Genomic DNA, 17949 nt, shown 5'->3' on the forward strand with positions numbered 1-17949 from the left:
GCTCCCGGATGGCGTTTGTTCTAATTGGGTAGGGGGCAGGATCAGCCGGACTTGTTGCCGGGCTGTTGCAGACGGAATTTTTCCTTGCGCTCGATCTGCACCACCTGGGCGTTGTGCACGGTGATCTCCACCGCGCCGAACCGCAGGTCCCGCAGCGCGTTCTGGATCTCGCGCAGGAGGGTGGCTTCGTCCTGACCGTCGACGCTACGCAGTGATGCACTCATGCTCGTTCTCCCTTTGAGTCGAAGTGCCAGGCAGCATGAGAAAGAGCGGCCTGGCGTGAGCGAATAGTAGCCAGCAGGATTTATTCTTAAAAATACTGTTTAAGAATTTTTATATAACCGAAATATAGGTTTGGGAGGAGGCAGGGAGGCGCTGCAAGCGATTAGCCGCAAGCAGCAAGCTGATCGCGTTGAGTATTCGTTCCCCGCCCGACAAGGCCGCTCCATAACCACGCTACGGCGAGACCCGCTGTCACACGGACCAGTGGGGCTTGCGCAGCATGCAGGCGGCGCCTGACAGGGCCCTATCGCTGGCAAGCCAGCTCCCACACCTAGATCTCCAGCCTGTCGGTGTATGCATGGCTGCGCAAGCAGCTTATGGGGACTTGCCCGCGACGCAGGCGGCGCCTGACAGGGCCCTATCGCTGGCAAGCCAGCTCCCACACCTAGATCTCCAGCCTGTCGGTGTATGCATGGCTGCGCAAGCAGCTTATGGGGGCTTGCCCGCGACGCAGGCGGCGCCTGACAGGGCCCTATCGCTGGCAAGCCAGCTGCCACAACCTAGATCTCCAGCCTGTCGGTGTATGCATGGCTGCGCAAGCAGCTTGTGGGCTTGCCCGCGATAGGCCCTGTCAGGCGCCACCTGCGTCGCGGGCAAGCCCGCTCTCACAAGGACGTCGGCGCGGATCGATACCCGTCAGGCCGATATCGATCCGCTCTCGCTTGCAGTTCGCCGCTTACGACTTACCACTCGCCGGTTGCGACTGGCTGTCCGCAGCGCCTTTCTGATCGCCGTCGTCTTCTTTGATGCGGTACCAGGCCACATACAGGGCCGGCAGGAACAGCAGGGTCAGCAGGGTGGCGCTGACGATGCCGCCGATCATGGCGTAGGCCATCGGGCCCCAGAACACTTCGCGGGCGATCGGGATCATGCCCAGGCTGGCGGCAGCGGCCGTCAGCAGGATCGGACGACGGCGGTGGTTGGTGGCTTCCAGCACGGCCTGCCAGGGCGTGTAGCCATCTCGCTCGTAGGCGTCGATCTGGGTCACCAGGATCACCGAGTTGCGGATGATGATACCGATCAGCGCCAGGATGCCGAGGATCGCCACGAAGCCCATCGGCGTGCCGGTCGGCACCAGCGCCAGCACCACGCCGATCAGGCCGAGCGGCGCCACGCTGACCACCAGGAACAGCTTCTGCACGCTGTGCAGCTGGATCATCAGGAAGGTCGCCATCAGGAACAGCATCAGCGGAATCACTTGCGCGATCGGCCCCTGGGCCTTGCCGCTTTCCTCGACGGTACCGCCGGTGGCGACCTCGTAGCCGGTCGGCAGCTGGCTGGCGAACTCATCGATCTTCGGCTTGAGCTCGGCCACCAGGTCGGTTGGCTGCATGTCGCCATTGACCGACGCCTTGAGGGTGATGGTCGGCTTGCGGTCACGCCGCCAGACCAGCGGCTGCTCCATCTCGTAGCGGATCGTGGCGAACGCCAGCAGCGGAATGGACACGCCGCTGGGGTTGACGATTTGCAGGTTCTGCAAGGTTTCCGGTGAGCCACGTTCGCTATCCTGGGCCCGCGCCACGACGTTGATCAGGTAGATCTCGTCGTTGACCTGGGTGACCGGCGCGCCACTGACGATGCTGTTCATCACGTTGGCTACATCCTCGGACGACAGCCCCAGCTGGCGGGCCTTGTCCTGGGCGATGTCCACGCGCAGCACTTTGCCCGGTTCGTTCCAGTCGTAGATCATCTCGCCGACGTTGGGGTTGTCGTCGAGCAAGGTGGCCAGCTCGATGGCGTGCTTGCGCACCTGGTCGATGTCCTTGCCGCTGACCCGGTACTGGATGGGGCGGCCCACCGGCGGGCCCATCTCCAGGGACTGGACGTTGGTACCGATGCCGACGAAGTCCTTGCGCAGGCGTTCCTTGAGGCGAGCGATGAGTTCGTTGCGTTCTTCGAGGCCCGTGCTGACGATCACCAGCTGCGCGTAGTACGGGTTCTGCAACTGCTGATCGAGCGGCAGGTAGAAACGCACCGCGCCCTGGCCGATGTAGGTGCTCCAGTGGGCGATCTGCGGATCGTCCTTGAGCGTCGCCTCGAGGCTGTCCACCACACGGCGGGTTTCCTTGATAGAGGCGTTCTGCGGCAGGTTCAGGTCGACCAGGATTTCCGGCCGGTCGGACGAGGGGAAGAACTGGTTCTGCACGAAGCGCATGCTGAACAGTGCCAGGGCGAACAGCACGATGGTGCCGATGATGGTCAGCCAGCGGTGACGCATGCACCACACCAGGCTGCCTTCGAAGGCACGCCCGACACGGCCCGGCTTCTCGTCGGGCTTCTTCACGTTCTGGCTCAGGATGTGCACGCCCAGCACCGGCGCGAAGAATACCGCCACCACCCAAGAGACCAGCAAGGCGACGGCGATCACTGCGAACAGCGTGAAGGTGTACTCCCCCGCCGAACTGGCGTTCAGGCCGATCGGCACGAAGCCTGCGACGGTCACCAGGGTACCGGTGAGCATCGGGAAGGCGGTCGAGGTGTAGGCATAGGTTGCCGCCTGCGCCTTGCTCTCGCCTTTCTCCAGGCGTGTGACCATCATCTCGACAGTGATCATGGCATCGTCCACCAGCAGGCCGAGGGCGATGATCAGGGCCCCCAGCGAAATCCGCTGCATGGTGATGCCGCTGTATTCCATGAACACGAAGACCATCGCCAGCACCAGCGGGATCGAGCAGGCCACTACCAGGCCGGCGCGAATCCCCAGGCTGACGAAGCTGACCACCAACACGATGATCACGGCCTCGAACAAGGCACTGGTGAAGCCTCCCACGGCGTCCTCGACCACCAGCGACTGGTCCGACACGGTGTGCACACCCACACCGACCGGCAACTGCGCCTCGACCTGCTCCATCTTTTCCTTGAGGGCCTTGCCGAACGACTGCACGTTGCCGCCCTTCTTCATGCCGATCGCCAGGCCCAGCGCGGTCTGGCCGTTATAGCGGAAGATCGGGGCAGGCGGGTCCTCGTAGCCGCGCTCGATCTCGGCGATGTCGGCCAGGCGGTAGAAGCGGTCGTTGATGCGCAGGTTGACCGCTTGCAGGTCCTTTTCCGAAGCGAACTGGCCAGAGGTCCGCACCGAGATGCGCTCGGGTCCGGCCTCGATCACCCCTGCCGGCGTCACGGCGTTCTGCGCCTGAAGCGCCTGCATGACCTGGCGCTGGTCGATCCCCAGGGCCGCCAGCCGGCGGGTGGAGAAGTTCAGGTACAGCACCTCGTCCTGCAGGCCGATCAGCTCGACCTTGCCGAGGTTGTCCACTTCGCGGACCTCGGCGCGCACCTGCTCGACGTAGTCGCGCAACTGCCGCAACGACAGGCCATCGGCGGTGAAGGCGTAGATCGAGCCGAACACGTCGCCGAACTCGTCGTTGAAGCCCGGACCTTGAATGCCTTGGGGGAATTCGCCACGGATGTCGTTGATCTTCTTGCGCACCTGGTACCAGATCTGCGGAATGTCCTCCGCCTGGGTGGTGTCGCGCAGGTAGACGAAGACCGTGGATTCGCCCGGACGGGTGTAGCTCTTGACGTAGTCGAGCGAGTCCAGCTCCTCGAGCTTCTTCTCGATGCGGTCGGTGACCTGCAGCAAGGTCTCGTCCTGGGTCGCGCCGGGCCAGTTGGTCTGGATGACCATGGTCTTGATGGTGAACGAGGGGTCTTCCTCACGGCCCAGGTTCATGTACGAGAACACGCCCATCAACAGGGCGACGAACATCAGGTACCAGACGAAGGATTGGTGCTTCAGCGCCCACTCCGAGAGGTTGAAACTGCCTTTCATCGGGTGGATTCCTTCTCGACGATGACCTTCTGGCCTTGTTTGAGGCTGTTGACGCCGGCGGTGACCACGCGCTCGCCCGGCTGCACGCCGTCGGCCACGACGATGCTGTCGTCGTGCCGCTCGATCAGGGTGACGTCGCGCAACGAGACGGTGCTCTGTTCAGTGTCCACGACCCACACCCGGGTCTTGCCCTCACGTTCGAGCAGCGCCGTGCGGGGCAGCTCGCTGCGGGGGGACACCGCCTGGGTCAGGCTCACGCTGATCGCGGTGCCCAAGTGGAATTCGGCCGGCGTGTCGGCCAGGGTCAGACGCGCGCGGCGGGTCCGGGTGGAGGCATCGGCCCGGGGCTCCAGCTCACGTAGGGTGGCCGTGGTGCTGATGGACGGATTCAGCTGCGAGGCCACGGTGAAGACCAACGCCGGCGTCAGTTGCTCGGCCAGGGAGGTCGGCAGGTCGATGACCGCTTCCTTGACGTCGGGGCGGGCCAGGGTCACCACGGCCTCGCCGGCGCCGACGGTCTGCCCGGCTTCGGCCCGCCACTCGGTGACCACGGCCGCATGATCGCTGCGCAGCTCGCTGTAGCCGAGCTGATCACGTGCCTGGCTGACCGACGAGCGCGCCTGCTCGAGCGAGGCCCCTGTGGTCTTCAGGTCGGTCTGCGCGATGTCCAGCTGCGCCTGTGCACCGACCCCGCGGTCGTACAACTGCTGCTGACGGTTGGCGTTGGCCTTGGCATTGATCCACTGGGCCTGGACCCGTGCCAGGTCGCCTTCGGCGGCGCGTAACTGGTTCTGCTGGTCGGTAGGGTCCAGCGACGCCAGGACCTGCCCGGCCTTGACCTGGGCACCGACGTCGACCCAGCGACGGGCGATGCGCCCAGGTACCCGAAAGCCCAAGGTACTCTCATAGCGCGCCTGGATGGTGCCGGCGAAGCGGCCCAGTTGCGACTGCAACTGGGGTTGGACTTGCACCGACAACACCGGGCGCACCGGGTCGGGTTTTTCCTCCTTGTCGGAGCAGCCGACCAGCGTCAACACGGTACCCACGCACAACGTCCATGCCAGACGCATCATGGCGCCAGCCCTCCCGGCTTCTCGACAGCTTTCTTCACGGCGACCTTCTCGACCTGCATGCCAGGGTGCAGCAGTTGTGCTCCGGTCACGACCACGTCCTCATCACCCTTCAAGCCTTTGTCGATGACGATGCTGCCGGTCAGGTAACGGGCGATGCTGACCTCTCGCAGGTCCACCTTGTCACCCTCGCCGACCACCCAGACCGCCGGCGTGTGCACGGTCTTGCTCAAGGCCGACCAGGGTAGTTCGATGCTCGGCGTGCCCTGGCCCTTGGCTGTGGCGGTGACCAGCGAACCGAGCTGCATGCGCTCGGGCACGTTGCGCAGGGCGACCTTGACCTGGACGGTACCCGTCTGTTGGGAGACCGTCGGGGTGATCTCACGCACCTGGCCTTCTGCGACCACGGTCGGATCGTCCAACAGCCGTACGGTGAGGCGCTTGTCACTGTCGGGCGTGCCCAGCAGCGACTCGTAGACGTTGAACACCGCATCGCGCTCGCCATCGCGGGCCAGGCTGAAGATCGGCACAGTGGCCTGCACCACCTGGCCGACTTCGGCCTGGCGTGCGGTGATGACGCCATCGGCCTCGGACACCAGGGCGGTGTAGCCGAGCTGCTCCTGGGCGTTGGCCAGTTGCGCCTGGGCGGCCTTGAGCGCGCTCTGGCTGCTGCGTTGCGAGGCTTCGGCGGTGTCGTACTCGCTCTGGCTGGTATAGCCTTTGGGGAGCAGCTTCTGCTGGCGCACGAACGCCGCGCTGGTCTGGGCGACCCGTGCCTGGGCGGCGAAGACTTCCGCCTTGGCCGAGGTGACGTTGTTCTGCAGGTCCTTGGGGTCCAGTCGCGCCAGCACCTGGTTGGCCTTGACATGGTCACCGACGTCGACGCTGCGCGAGATGATCTTGCCGCCCACGCGGAACGACAGGTCGGTCTGCACCCGTGCCTGGATGTCGCCTGTCAGTGTGGTGCTGGCCGCGAAGGCTTCGGACGTCGCCCGTTGCACCCCGACCCGCGGGTGATGCGGCTCGGCGGTCTGCTTGTCGCAGCCGGCCAGCACGAACAGCACTCCGAGGCCCAGCCCCCCTAGCGCACGCGCTACTTTCATGCCGGCTCCTTGCGTATGTCGAATTGATCAGATCATGGACTGATGGCCCAGGTGAGGGTTCCATGATGGGCGGCGGGATTCAAGAGGGATGTGGAGAAGTGGGAGAAGGCGCGGCTGGAGAGGCGATATCCCTGCTCGAGATCAATCGCCACTGCTTGCAAGGGGGGCGCGTTCGAGCCCCCCAGGGTCATTCAGGCTCAGACTGGCGCGATACTGGCGCGCTTGACCGACGGTGCTGCAGCGTTGGCCGCCGCCCCTTCCTCGATGGCCTGCTGGATCGCCTTGCGTCGGCGCTCTTCGGCACGGCGGCTGAAGAACCAGACGCAGAAGGTCACCAACGACACCGACAGCAGGATCAGGCTGGCCACGGCGTTGATCTCGGGCTTCACGCCCAACCGCACGGCGGAGAACACCTCCATCGGCAAGGTGGTCGAGCCGGGGCCGGACACGAAGCTGGCCAGCACCAGGTCATCCAGCGACAGGGCGAACGACATCATGCCGCCTGCGGCCAGGGAGGGCGCGATCATCGGGATGGTGATCAGGAAGAACACCTTCCACGGCCGTGCGCCCAGGTCCATGGCCGCCTCCTCGATGGACAGGTCCAGCTCGCGCAGGCGTGCCGACACCACCACCGCCACGTAGGCCGAGCAGAACGTGGTGTGGGCGATCCAGATGGTCATGATGCCGCGCTCCTGCGGCCAGCCGATCATCTGTGCCATGGCCACGAACAGCAGCAACAGCGACAGACCGGTGATCACCTCGGGCATGACCAGCGGCGCGGTCACCAGGCCGCCGAACAGCGTGCGGCCCTTGAAGCGGCGGATGCGAGTCATGACGAAGGCGGCCATGGTGCCCAGCGCCACGGCGGCGACGGCGGTGTACAGGGCGATCTCCAGCGAGCGCATGACCGACCCCATCAGCTGGGTGTTGTCGAGCAGGCCGACGTACCACTTCACCGACCAGCCGCCCCAGACCGTCACCAGCTTGGAGGCGTTGAACGAGTAGATCACCAGGATCAGCATCGGCAGATAGATGAACAGCAGGCCCAGCACCAGCATCAGCTTCGAGAAACCAAAGCGCTTCATGCCTTGCCCTCCATCTCTTTGGCCTGGCTGCGGTTGAACAGCAGGATCGGCACGATCAGGATCGCCAGCATCACCACCGCCAGCGCGGACGCCACCGGCCAGTCACGGTTGTTGAAGAACTCCTGCCACAGCACCTTGCCGATCATCAGGGTTTCCGGGCCGCCGAGCAGCTCGGGGATGACGAATTCGCCCACCACCGGAATGAAGACCAGCATGCAACCGGCGATGATGCCGTTCTTCGACAGCGGCACGGTAATTTTCCAGAAGCTGTTGAAGGTGCTCGAACCCAGGTCCGAGGCCGCTTCGAGCAGGCTCTGGTCGTGCTTCACCAGGTTGGCGAACAGCGGCAGGATCATGAACGGCAGGTACGAATAGACCACACCGATGTACACCGCCAGGTTGGTGTTGAGGATCTGCAGCGGCTGGTCGATCAGCCCCAGCCACATGAGGAAGCTGTTGAGCAGGCCGTTGTTGCTGAGGATGCCCATCCAGGCGTACACCCGGATCAGGATCGCCGTCCAGGTCGGCATCATGATCAGCAGCAACAGGACGGTCTGGGTTTCCTTGCGGGCGTTGGCGATGGCATAGGCCATCGGGTAGCCGATCAGCAGGCACAGCAAGGTGCTGACGAACGCCATCTTCAGCGAGCCCAGGTAGGCCGCCAGGTACAATTCATCCTCGCCGAGCAGGCCGTAGTTGGCCAGGTTCAGCACCACCTGCAGCTTGTCGTCGAGGTAGCTGAAGACCTCGGTGTACGGCGGAATCGCCACGTCGGCTTCGGCGAAGCTGATCTTCAAGACGATGAAGAACGGCAGCAGGAAGAACAGGAACAGCCAGAGGAACGGCACGCCGATCACCAGCTGCCGCCCGTCCGGGGTCAGGCGCTTGAACGCTCGCTTGAGCTTGCGGATCTTCATGAGCGCAGTACCACGCCGCTGTCGTTCTCCCACCACACGTAGACCTGGTCACCCCAGGTCGGGCGCGCGCCCTGGCGCTCGGCGTTGGCCACGAACGACTGGACGATCTTGCCGCTGGGCAGCTGCACGTGGAACACCGAGTGACCGCCCAGGTAGGCGATGTCGTGCACCTTGCCGTGGGACCAGTTGTAGTCGTCGGTCGGTTGCACGGTGGTGACCAGCAGTTTCTCGGGCCGCAGTGCGTAGAGGATGTGCTTGTCCTCGACCGAGGTGGAGACCCCGTGCCCGACGTAGATGTTGCGCTCCAGCTCGGGGCTGGCGATCAGGGCATGGCCTTCGGCATCGTCGACCACCTCGCCCTCGAACAGGTTGACGCTGCCGATGAACTCGCACACCAGACGGCTGGTGGGGGTCTCGTAGACGTCCACCGGGCTGCCGATCTGGGCGATCCAGCCCAAGTGCATGATGGCGATGCGCTGGGCCATGGTCATGGCCTCTTCCTGGTCGTGGGTGACCATCACGCAGGTCACGCCGACCCGCTCGATGATTTCCACCAGTTCCAGCTGCATCTGCGAGCGCAGCTTCTTGTCCAGCGCGCCCATGGGCTCGTCGAGCAGCAGCAGCTTGGGCCGCTTGGCCAGCGAACGCGCCAGGGCCACCCGCTGGCGCTGGCCACCGGACAACTGATGCGGCTTGCGCCGGGCGTACTGGGTCATGTGCACCAGCTTGAGCATCTCGGCCACGCGAGCCTGGATCTCGGCCTTGGGCATCTTGTCCTGCTGCAGGCCGAAGGCGATGTTCTGCTCCACGCTCATGTGCGGGAACAGCGCATAGGACTGGAACATCATGTTAATCGGCCGCTCGTAGGGCGGCAGGTCGGTGATGTCGACGCCGTCGAGGTAGATGCGCCCTTCGGTCGGCCGCTCGAACCCGGCCAGCATGCGCAGCAGGGTCGACTTGCCCGAGCCCGAACCACCCAGCAGGGCGAAGATCTCGCCCTTGCGGATCTCCAGCGACACATCGTCGACCGCGACGGTCTCGTCGAACTTCTTGGTGACCCGGTCGATCTTGACCAGCACCTGCTTGGACGGCTGGACACCACCGTCGAGGGGGGGCTTGGAGGCGCCGGAGGCAACTGCCATGAATGAAACTCCCAACAAGATTGGCTAAGGCCCGCGCCTGTGACGGTGGGCCTGGATGATTATTTGCCCGACTTGACCTTGGTCCAGCTGCGGGTCATCAGTCGTTGTACCTTCGGGGGCAGCTCGGCGTTGACGAACATCCTGTCCAGCACGGCTTGCGGGGGGTAGACCGCCGGGTCCTTGTACACGTCCTGGTCCATCAGTTCGCCGGCCTTGAGGTTGGGGTTCGCGTACCCGACATAGTCGCTGACCTGCGCGATGACCTCGGGTTTCAACAGATAGTCGATGAGGGCGTGCGCCTCCTTGGCATTCTTGGCGTCCTTGGGGATCGCCAGCACGTCGAACCAGAGGTTGCCCCCCTCCTTGGGAATGGCATAGGCCAGTTCGACGCCCTTCTTCGCCTCTTCGGCCCGGGCCTTGGCCTGGAACACGTCCCCCGAGAAGCCGGCGGCAACGCAGATGTCGCCATTGGCCAGGTCGGTGATGTACTTGGACGAGTGGAAGTAGGTCACGTAGGGACGGACCGCAAGCAGCTTCTGCTCGGCCTTCTGGTAGTCCTTGGGGTTGGTGCTGTTGGGGTCGAGGCCCAGGTAGTTGAGCACCGCCGGCAGCATTTCGTCCGCCGAGTCGAGGAAGGCCACGCCGCACTGGGAGAGCTTCTTCATGTTCTCGGGTTCGAATAGCACGGCCCACGAGTCGATCGTGTCCACACCCAGGGCGGCCTTGACCTTCTCGACGTTGTAGCCGATGCCGTTGGTGCCCCAGAGGTAGGGCACGGCATATTGGTTGCCAGGATCGTTCTTCTCCAGACGCTTCATCAGCGCCGGGTCGAGGTTGGCGTAGTTGGGCAGCAGGGCGCGGTCGAGCTTCATGAACGCGCCGGCCTTGATCTGCTTGCCCAGGAAATGGTTGGACGGCACCACCACGTCATAGCCGGTACGACCGGCCAGCAGCTTGCCTTCCAGGGTTTCGTTGGAATCGAAGACATCTTGCACCGGCTTGATGCCAGTCGCCTGTTCGAAGTCCGCGAGGGTGTTGGGCCCGATGTAGTCCGACCAGTTGTACAGGTGCACCGTGGGCGCCGCTTGGACGCCGAGAGCCAGCGTCAGACCCGCACTGGCCACCAGGGCCTTGCGAAATACAGAAATGGACAAGGGTTGGTCCTCACAATTAGTGCCTGTGGTCGCAACGCACGCTGCCGCATACGCCAAACCGGGGCGCAACTTACCTTCGCAGCTCCGCTGTCGCAAACTTATTTGTACCGGTGATCCACTTGGCCCGGGATGGCCAGGCCAGGTGGACCTTTCGAACGGTTACTTGCCCGACTTGATCTTGGTCCAGCTACGGGTGATCAGGCGCAGGGTGCCTGGCTCCTGGTCACTGATCGCGTAGAGCTTCTTCTTCACGTCATCGGACGGATAGATGCTCGGATCGCCCGAGATGTCCTTGTCCACCAGCGGCGTGGCGGCCTTGTTGCCGTTGGGGAAGCGCACGGCGTTGGTGATCTCGGCCATGATTTCCGGCTGCATGAGGAAGTTCATGAAACTGTAGGCGGCCTCGACGTTCTCGGCGTCCTTGGGCACGGCGACCATGTCGTAGAAGGTGCCGGCACCTTCTTTCGGGATCACGTAGTCGAGCTTGACCTTGCCACCGGCTTCGGCAGCACGGGCCTTGGACTGTTCCAGGTCGCCCGAGTAGCCAACGGCGACACAGATGTTGCCGTTGGCCAGGTCCGAGATGTACTTGGACGAGTGGAAGTAGGCCACCGATGGACGGATGCTCAGGAACAGGTCCTCGGCGGCCTTCAGGTCGCCCTTGTCCTTGCTGTCGGTGGGCTTGCCCAGGTAATGCAGCGCGGCCGGGATCATCTCGGTCGGCGCATCGAGGAAGCTCACGCCACAGCTCTTGAGCTTGGCCATGTTCTCGGGCTTGAACACCGCGTCCCACGAGTCGATCTTGTCCACGCCCAGCGCGGCCTTGACCTTCTCGGGGTTGTAGCCGATGCCGATCGAACCCCACATGTAGGGGAAGGCGTGCTTGTTGTCCTTGTCGCTGGCGTCGCCAACGGCCTTGAGCAGGTCCTGGTCGAGGTTCTTCCAGTTCGGCAGCTTGGACTTGTCCAGCTCCTGGTAGACGCCAGCCTTGATCTGCTTGGCGAGGAAGTTGTTCGACGGCACGACGATGTCGTAGCCGGACTTGCCTGCCAGCAGCTTGGCTTCCAACGTCTCGTTGCTGTCGAAGACGTCGTAGACCACCTTGATGCCGGTCTGCTTCTCGAACTTGGCGACCGTGTCCGGAGCGATGTAGTCCGACCAGTTGTAGACGTGCAGGACCTTGTCGTCAGCCTGAACGGCGGTGGCCACTGCACCTGCGAGGGTGGCGGCCAGCAGCGTCTTGCCCAATTTCTTCATGCGTTTGCTCCGGTTTGTTCGTGAGTTCGTCTGTTCAGCGGCCAGGCCAGTGGGTGCAAGCGCTGGAACACCCGTTAGTCTGGCAAGTTACCGACCGCTGTTACAACACGCGTCGGCGTTCAATCGCTCATCCGAGCGACTGCAAGGTCAGGTCCAGACACCGACGGGCCTTCTCCACCAGTTCGTCGATCTCGTCGTGGCTGATCACCAAGGGCGGCGCGATGATCATGGTGTCCCCCACCGCACGCATCACCAGCCCGTTGGCGAAGCAGAAGTTGCGGCAGATCATGCCCACGCCCTGCCCTTCGTAACGACTGCGCGTCGCCTTGTCCTTGACCAGCTCGATCGCGCCAAGCATCCCAAGGCCGCGCACTTCGCCGACCAGCGGATGGTCCTGCAGCTCGCGCAGACGACGTTGCAAATAGGGTGCCGTTTCCGTCTTGGCGCGCTCGATGATGCGTTCCTCACGCAGGATGCGCAGGTTCTCGAGCCCGACCGCCGCAGCCACGGGGTGGCCGGAGTAGGTGAATCCGTGGGTGAACTCGCCGCCTTCGGCCAGTACCTGGGCCACCGAGTCGCGCACGATCACCCCACCCATGGGGATGTAGCCGGAGGTCAGCCCCTTGGCGATGGTCATCAGGTCCGGCTTGAGGTCGTAGTAGTCCGAGCCGAACCATTCACCGGTACGGCCGAACCCGCAGATCACCTCGTCGGCGACGAACAGGATGTCGTAGCGGGCGAGGATCTCCTTGATCTTCGGCCAGTAGCTGTCCGGCGGAATGATCACCCCACCGGCGCCCTGGATCGGCTCGGCGATGAAGGCCGCGACCTGATCCTCGCCCAGCTCCAGGATCTTCTGCTCCAGTTGCTCGGCCGCCCAGATGCCGAAGGCCTCTGGTGTCATGTCGCCGCCCTCGCCATACCAATACGGCTGGGGAATGTGCGCGATGCCGGGGATCGGCAGCCCGCCCTGGGCATGCATGCCGCTCATGCCGCCGAGGCTGGCACCGGCCACGGTCGAGCCGTGGTAACCATTGATACGGCCGATCAGCGTCTGCTTCTGCGGTTTGCCCTTGAGCGCCCAGTAGTGGCGGACCATGCGCAGCACGGTGTCGTTGCCTTCGGAGCCGGAGCCGGTGAAGAACACATGGCTCATGCCTTCGGGCGCCACCTCGGTGATGGCGTGGGCCAATTCCAGCGCCGGTGGATGGGCCGTCTGGAAGAACAGGTTGTAGTAGGGCAACTCGCGCATCTGCCGCTGCGCCGCGTCGACCAGCTCTTCGCGCCCGTAGCCGATGGCCACGCACCACAGCCCGGCCATGCCGTCGAGGATTTTCTGCCCTTCGCTGTCCCACAGGTGCACGCCCTGCGCGCGAGTGATGATGCGTGGGCCTTTTTCCTTCAACTGGCCATAATCGCTGAACGGCGCCAGGTGGTGCTCGCCGCTCAGGGTCTGCCAGTGCTGGGTTCGTGAATCGTTGACGCTCATGGGGTTCTCCAAGGTCGGTCGGCCGCAGGGCGGCGATGGGTCACACCGCGAACAGCAGGAACTCACGCTCCCAGGAACTGATCACGCGTTTGAAGTTTTCGTGCTCGGCGCGCTTGGTGGCCACGTAGCCGCTGATGAATTTCTTGCCCAGGTACTGCTCCAGCGCGCGGCTCTGCTCCATGCGCTCCAGGGCATCCTCGATGGTCAGCGGCAGGCGCAAGTTGCGCCGCTCATAGCCCCGCCCCTGCACGGGCGCACTGGCAGCGATGCCCTCGACCATGCCGATGTAGCCGCACAGCAGGCTGGCGGCGATCGCCAGGTACGGATTGGCGTCGGCGCCCGGCAGGCGGTTCTCGACGCGGCGGCTCTGCGGACCGGCGTCCGGCACGCGCAGCCCCACGGTCCGGTTCTCCTCGCCCCATTCGACGTTGACTGGCGCCGAGGTATCGGGCAGGAAGCGGCGGAACGAGTTGACGTTGGGCGCGAACAGCGGCAGCGCTTCGGGGATGAACTTCTGCAAGCCGCCGATGTGGTGCAGGAACAGGTCGCTCATGCTGCCATCGTCGTTGGAGAAAATGTTCTTGCCCGTATTGACGTCGACCACGCTCTGGTGGATATGCATGGCGCTGCCCGGCTCACCGGTCATGGGCTTGGCCATGAAGGTGGCGGCGACGTTGTGCTTGAGCGCGGCCTCGCGCATGGTGCGCTTGAACACCAGGATCTGGTCGGCCAGGTCCAGGGCGTCGCCGTGACGGAAGTTGATCTCCATCTGTGCGGTGCCGTCTTCGTGGATCAGCGTGTCGAGGTCCAGCTGTTGCAGCTCGCACCAGTCATAGACGTCCTCGAACAGCGGGTCGAATTCGTTGGCAGCCTCGATGGAGAACGACTGGCGACCGGTTTCCGGGCGTCCGGAACGACCAATCGGCGGTTGCAGCGGAAAATCCGGGTCTTCGCTGCGCTTGGTCAGGTAGAACTCCATCTCCGGCGCCACGATCGGCTGCCAGCCACGGTCGGCATAGAGCTTGAGCACCTTCTTGAGCACGTTGCGCGGCGACAGCTCGATCGGGTTGCCCTTCTTGTCGTAGGTGTCGTGGATCACCTGTGCGGTCGGCTCGATCGCCCAGGGCACCAGATAGACGGCGTTCTCGTCCGGGCGGCAGATCATGTCGATGTCGGCCGGGTCGAGCAGCTCGTAATAGATGTCGTCGTCGACGTAGTCTCCGGTCACGGTCTGCAGCAGCACGCTCTCGGGCAGGCGCATGCCCTTTTCCGCAATGAACTTGTTGGTCGGCGAGATCTTGCCGCGGGTGATGCCGGTCAGGTCGCTGATCAGGCATTCGACTTCGGTGATTTTGTGCTCTTTCAACCAATCGGTGAGCTGGTCGAGGTTGTTACTCATAAATACCTCAGGAGGTCATGTTGATCCGGGCTCAGGACCGGGATGCGGCTGACGGCAGACGCCGACCGGCTCGGTCAGCGCGCGCGACGCGGCATGGACGAGCCCGCCGTTCGATTCTGGATGGAGCGCGTGACGAAAGCAAAGTGCCCTCGAATGCAGGCATGAGCCACAAGGCCGATCGATGCGGAAGGTGTCTGGAGCGCCTCGTGAGGCTGCGCGCGGCGCAAGCGTCGCGTGGGAAGCGAGGGGCATGCAGGGGCCAACCCGTCAATTATTCCGGTCACGGCAGACCTTGCGTGAAGCGTGCCAGGCCGAGTGCCTGCGCGGGGCTTCGAACGAGCATGGCCTATGGCGTGGCCAGGGATGGCGCGCAATGACGGGCGTATCATTCAACCCTCGCTATTATGACTATTATGGGTTGAGTCGCAGCTTAGCCTTGTTCATTTTTTTACACAACGTGTCCATAAAAAATAGACGACGCCCTTCGTATGTGTGTTGAGATAGGCCTTGCAGGCGCCCTGAATTGCAGCAAAAATGCCCGCTGCATGCCATTTTGGGGCATCCCCCCGCGCGCTTGACTTGGCGCCCTCTTTCCGATTGACTGGGCTTGCAAGCCCCGTTTGATTGATATTTTTAACAACAAAGGTGTTGCATCATGTCGGTACCCCCGCGTGCCGTTCAGCTTAACGAAGCGAACGCGTTCCTTAAGGAACATCCTGAGGTTCTCTACGTTGACCTTCTGATTGCAGATATGAATGGTGTGGTGCGTGGCAAGCGCATCGAGCGCACCAGCCTCCACAAGGTGTACGAGAAGGGCATCAACCTGCCCGCCTCGCTGTTCGCATTGGACATCAACGGCTCGACGGTCGAGAGCACGGGCCTGGGCCTGGACATCGGCGACGCCGACCGGATCTGCTATCCGATCCCCGATACCCTGTCCAACGAGCCCTGGCAGAAGCGCCCGACCGCGCAGCTGCTGATGACCATGCACGAGATCGAGGGCGCACCGTTCTTCGCCGACCCGCGCGAAGTGCTGCGCCAAGTGGTCAGCAAGTTCGACGACCTGGGCCTGACCATCTGCGCCGCGTTCGAGCTGGAGTTCTACCTGATCGACCAGGAGAACGTGAACGGCCGTCCGCAGCCACCCCGCTCGCCGATCTCCGGCAAGCGCCCGCAGTCGACCCAGGTCTACCTGATCGACGACCTGGACGAATACGCCGATTGCCTCCAGGACATTCTGGAAGGCGCCAAGGAGCAGGGCATTCCGGCCGACGCCATCGTCAAGGAAAGCGCCCCGGCACAGTTCGAAGTCAACCTGCACCACGTGCCCGATCCGCTCAAGGCCTGCGACTACGCGGTGCTGCTCAAGCGCCTGATCAAGAACATCGCCTACGACCATGAGATGGACACCACCTTCATGGCCAAGCCCTACCCTGGCCAGGCGGGCAACGGGCTGCACGTGCACATCTCCGTGCTGGACAAGGATGGCCACAACATCTTCACCAGCGAGGATCCCGAGCAGAACGCCGCGCTTCGTCACGCGGTCGGCGGTGTGCTCGAGACCCTGCCCGCCTCGATGGCGTTCCTGTGCCCGAACGTCAACTCGTACCGCCGGTTCGGTGCGCAGTTCTACGTCCCGAACGCACCCAGCTGGGGCCTGGACAACCGCACCGTGGCCTTGCGCGTGCCGACCGGTACACCCGATGCGGTACGCCTGGAGCATCGTGTGGCAGGCGCCGATGCCAACCCCTACTTGATGATGGCGGCGGTCCTGGCTGGCGTGCACCACGGCCTGACCAACAAGATCGACCCAGGCAAGCCGATCGAGGGCAACTCCTACGAGCAGCTCGAGCAAAGCCTGCCGAACAACCTGCGCGATGCCCTGCGCGAGCTGGACGACAGCGAGATCCTCAACAAGTACATCGATCCGAAGTACATCGACATCTTCGTGGCCTGCAAGGAAAGCGAGCTGGAAGAGTTCGAGCACTCGATCTCGGACCTGGAGTACAACTGGTACCTGCACACGGTCTGAGGCCGTGGCTGGGTCGGTTTTGGGGTCATCGGCTGCTCGCGAAGGGCTGCCAATGACCCTGAGGGTTCGAGGCGGTTGCGAAGAAACCGTATGCCCATCAAGGCGATGGACGTCGCCCGCCAAGATGGGTATCATCGTGCCCCGTTGCACTCGTAGCTCAGCTGGATAGAGTATTGCCCTCCGAAGGCAGTGGTCGTGGGTTCGAATCCCGCCGAGTGCGCCATCTTCTTCCCTTTCGGGACAAGGTCAGTGGATACCTGCGTACCACTTGCCTTTTCTCGCACCCCGACGCGAGTCGTGGGTACTGGAATAAAAAACCGGCCTATGGCCGGTTTTTTCATTTCAGGGCATCTCATTCACTTCGAGATAGCGCCACAAGATCTTGTTACGTCCTTCACTGTCTTTTTCGGGCATCTGACGTCCATAGAGCTTGGCGATATCGCAAATGAAGTACTTTTCCCCATCCCAGCACCCCAATGGCTCGGGCGAGGCACATAGGATCAAACTGGGTATATAGCGCTTCGGCAAGCGTTTGCTCTTGGGTATTTGCTGAACCACGCTGTGCCATACCGCCTCGGACGCGCGCTGTGTCCTCTTGAGATGGAGTGTCATGAAAAGCCAGAACAGCGACGCGACTACAAAGCCCGCGATGGGCATGACACGAATATAAAGACCTGACTGAGTCGCACTATTGGCGCCCGTTAATACGATGGCGAGCAGTGTCAGTGTCCAAATACCTGCAAGCACGCAACTGTTTTGGATTTTGCTCAACTGACTTCTTGCATATAGATTCTTCTTTACAGGATCACGCTCGATTGCTTGGATTTCCGCCGGAGTCGTGAACCACGTCCGGATCTGCTCGCCCGCCAGAAACTCCCTGACGTCCTGGTCACCCCGATAGTAGAACCATGCTGACGAGAGGAGCAGTATCACCAGATCCACAATGACGATCACGTTCGCGAGAGCGGCCTCTGGATCTGTCGATAATCCATCCCAATATTTCCAGGACAACACGGCTGCTGCTAAGTTGATCACCCACATCCAAGGGTTTTCAACACAGCTCCGAAGGGTGCAGCTGGCTTTCGATTCCTGTTGCTTGAAGACCATATTTTCCTCTGAATCGGCGGTCTCAGTGACCAAGTGCAACACCCGAGGTAAGGTGCTGCATGACTACTCACTACACCCACTTGACCATCGAAGAGCGCGTAACGCTAATGATCATGCGTATGCAAGGCGCCTCGCTGCGA

Annotated in this window: 13 protein-coding genes and 1 tRNA gene; 2 read left to right on the forward strand and 12 right to left on the reverse strand. The window is 63.0% G+C overall.

All coding sequences use genetic code 11. The annotated features are described in order from the left end of the window. Positions 1-41 precede the first annotated feature (41 nt). The 11 genes from oscA to G7007_RS18440 form a co-directional block, all read right to left on the reverse strand. Positions 42-224, reverse strand: coding sequence for a sulfur starvation response protein OscA (gene oscA, locus G7007_RS18390; protein ID WP_060395365.1), 183 nt, complete (start codon positions 222-224; stop codon positions 42-44). A 734-nt stretch (positions 225-958) separates the two neighbouring features. Then, a complete protein-coding gene (locus tag G7007_RS18395; protein ID WP_181104070.1) occupies positions 959-4054 on the reverse strand; it encodes an efflux RND transporter permease subunit in 3096 nt (1031 codons plus the stop codon). After that, the gene (locus tag G7007_RS18400; protein WP_181104072.1) at positions 4051-5127 is read right to left on the reverse strand and encodes an efflux RND transporter periplasmic adaptor subunit; all 1077 of its coding nucleotides are present in this window, start codon (positions 5125-5127) and stop codon (positions 4051-4053) included. Before G7007_RS18400 ends, G7007_RS18395 begins: the two co-directional genes overlap by 4 nt. Then, entirely contained in the window at positions 5124-6227 is a 1104-nt protein-coding gene (locus G7007_RS18405; RefSeq protein WP_181104073.1) for an efflux RND transporter periplasmic adaptor subunit, read from the reverse strand. The genes G7007_RS18400 and G7007_RS18405 overlap by 4 nt, the downstream gene beginning before the upstream one ends. Before the next feature lie 197 nt (positions 6228-6424). Continuing rightward, entirely contained in the window at positions 6425-7312 is an 888-nt protein-coding gene (locus tag G7007_RS18410; RefSeq protein WP_060395369.1) for an ABC transporter permease subunit, read from the reverse strand. Further along, a complete protein-coding gene (locus G7007_RS18415; RefSeq protein ID WP_060395370.1) occupies positions 7309-8229 on the reverse strand; it encodes an ABC transporter permease subunit in 921 nt (306 codons plus the stop codon). Before G7007_RS18415 ends, G7007_RS18410 begins: the two co-directional genes overlap by 4 nt. Next, a complete protein-coding gene (potA, locus tag G7007_RS18420) occupies positions 8226-9371 on the reverse strand; it encodes a polyamine ABC transporter ATP-binding protein (protein WP_181104075.1) in 1146 nt (381 codons plus the stop codon). Before potA ends, G7007_RS18415 begins: the two co-directional genes overlap by 4 nt. A gap of 59 nt (positions 9372-9430) precedes the next feature. Beyond that, a complete protein-coding gene (locus tag G7007_RS18425; RefSeq protein WP_181104077.1) occupies positions 9431-10525 on the reverse strand; it encodes a polyamine ABC transporter substrate-binding protein in 1095 nt (364 codons plus the stop codon). 159 nt (positions 10526-10684) lie between these two features. Further along, a complete protein-coding gene (locus G7007_RS18430; protein WP_181104078.1) occupies positions 10685-11782 on the reverse strand; it encodes a polyamine ABC transporter substrate-binding protein in 1098 nt (365 codons plus the stop codon). A 127-nt stretch (positions 11783-11909) separates the two neighbouring features. After that, entirely contained in the window at positions 11910-13271 is a 1362-nt protein-coding gene (locus tag G7007_RS18435) for an aspartate aminotransferase family protein (protein WP_181104080.1), read from the reverse strand. A gap of 40 nt (positions 13272-13311) precedes the next feature. Further along, positions 13312-14670 (reverse strand): glutamine synthetase family protein, encoded by a 1359-nt coding sequence (locus G7007_RS18440; RefSeq protein WP_181104082.1) that lies wholly within the window; start codon positions 14668-14670, stop codon positions 13312-13314. 655 nt (positions 14671-15325) lie between these two features. On the opposite strand from G7007_RS18440, the gene G7007_RS18445 reads away from it, so the two are divergent. After that, a complete protein-coding gene (locus G7007_RS18445) occupies positions 15326-16702 on the forward strand; it encodes a glutamine synthetase family protein (protein WP_181092343.1) in 1377 nt (458 codons plus the stop codon). A gap of 146 nt (positions 16703-16848) precedes the next feature. Beyond that, a tRNA-Arg gene (locus tag G7007_RS18450) sits at positions 16849-16925 on the forward strand. Positions 16926-17044: 119 nt separating this feature from the next. Here the strand turns inward: G7007_RS18450 and G7007_RS18455 are convergent. Continuing rightward, positions 17045-17842: a hypothetical protein gene (locus G7007_RS18455; protein ID WP_181104083.1), complete on the reverse strand. Its 798-nt coding sequence runs from the start codon at positions 17840-17842 to the stop codon at positions 17045-17047. Positions 17843-17949: the final 107 nt, after the last annotated feature.

Source organism: Pseudomonas entomophila (assembly GCF_013523125.1).
GTDB classification, from domain to species: domain Bacteria; phylum Pseudomonadota; class Gammaproteobacteria; order Pseudomonadales; family Pseudomonadaceae; genus Aquipseudomonas; species Aquipseudomonas entomophila_B.

Coding starts and splice junctions, on each gene's coding strand:
- G7007_RS18395 (WP_181104070.1), bottom strand. CDS start 4,054: ATGAAAGGCAGTTTCAACCTCTCGGAGTGGGCGCTGAAGCACCAATCC.
- G7007_RS18400 (WP_181104072.1), bottom strand. CDS start 5,127: ATGATGCGTCTGGCATGGACGTTGTGCGTGGGTACCGTGTTGACGCTG.
- potA (WP_181104075.1), bottom strand. CDS start 9,371: ATGGCAGTTGCCTCCGGCGCCTCCAAGCCCCCCCTCGACGGTGGTGTC.
- G7007_RS18445 (WP_181092343.1), top strand. CDS start 15,326: ATGTCGGTACCCCCGCGTGCCGTTCAGCTTAACGAAGCGAACGCGTTC.
- G7007_RS18435 (WP_181104080.1), bottom strand. CDS start 13,271: ATGAGCGTCAACGATTCACGAACCCAGCACTGGCAGACCCTGAGCGGC.
- G7007_RS18440 (WP_181104082.1), bottom strand. CDS start 14,670: ATGAGTAACAACCTCGACCAGCTCACCGATTGGTTGAAAGAGCACAAA.
- G7007_RS18405 (WP_181104073.1), bottom strand. CDS start 6,227: ATGAAAGTAGCGCGTGCGCTAGGGGGGCTGGGCCTCGGAGTGCTGTTC.
- oscA (WP_060395365.1), bottom strand. CDS start 224: ATGAGTGCATCACTGCGTAGCGTCGACGGTCAGGACGAAGCCACCCTC.
- G7007_RS18430 (WP_181104078.1), bottom strand. CDS start 11,782: ATGAAGAAATTGGGCAAGACGCTGCTGGCCGCCACCCTCGCAGGTGCA.
- G7007_RS18410 (WP_060395369.1), bottom strand. CDS start 7,312: ATGAAGCGCTTTGGTTTCTCGAAGCTGATGCTGGTGCTGGGCCTGCTG.
- G7007_RS18415 (WP_060395370.1), bottom strand. CDS start 8,229: ATGAAGATCCGCAAGCTCAAGCGAGCGTTCAAGCGCCTGACCCCGGAC.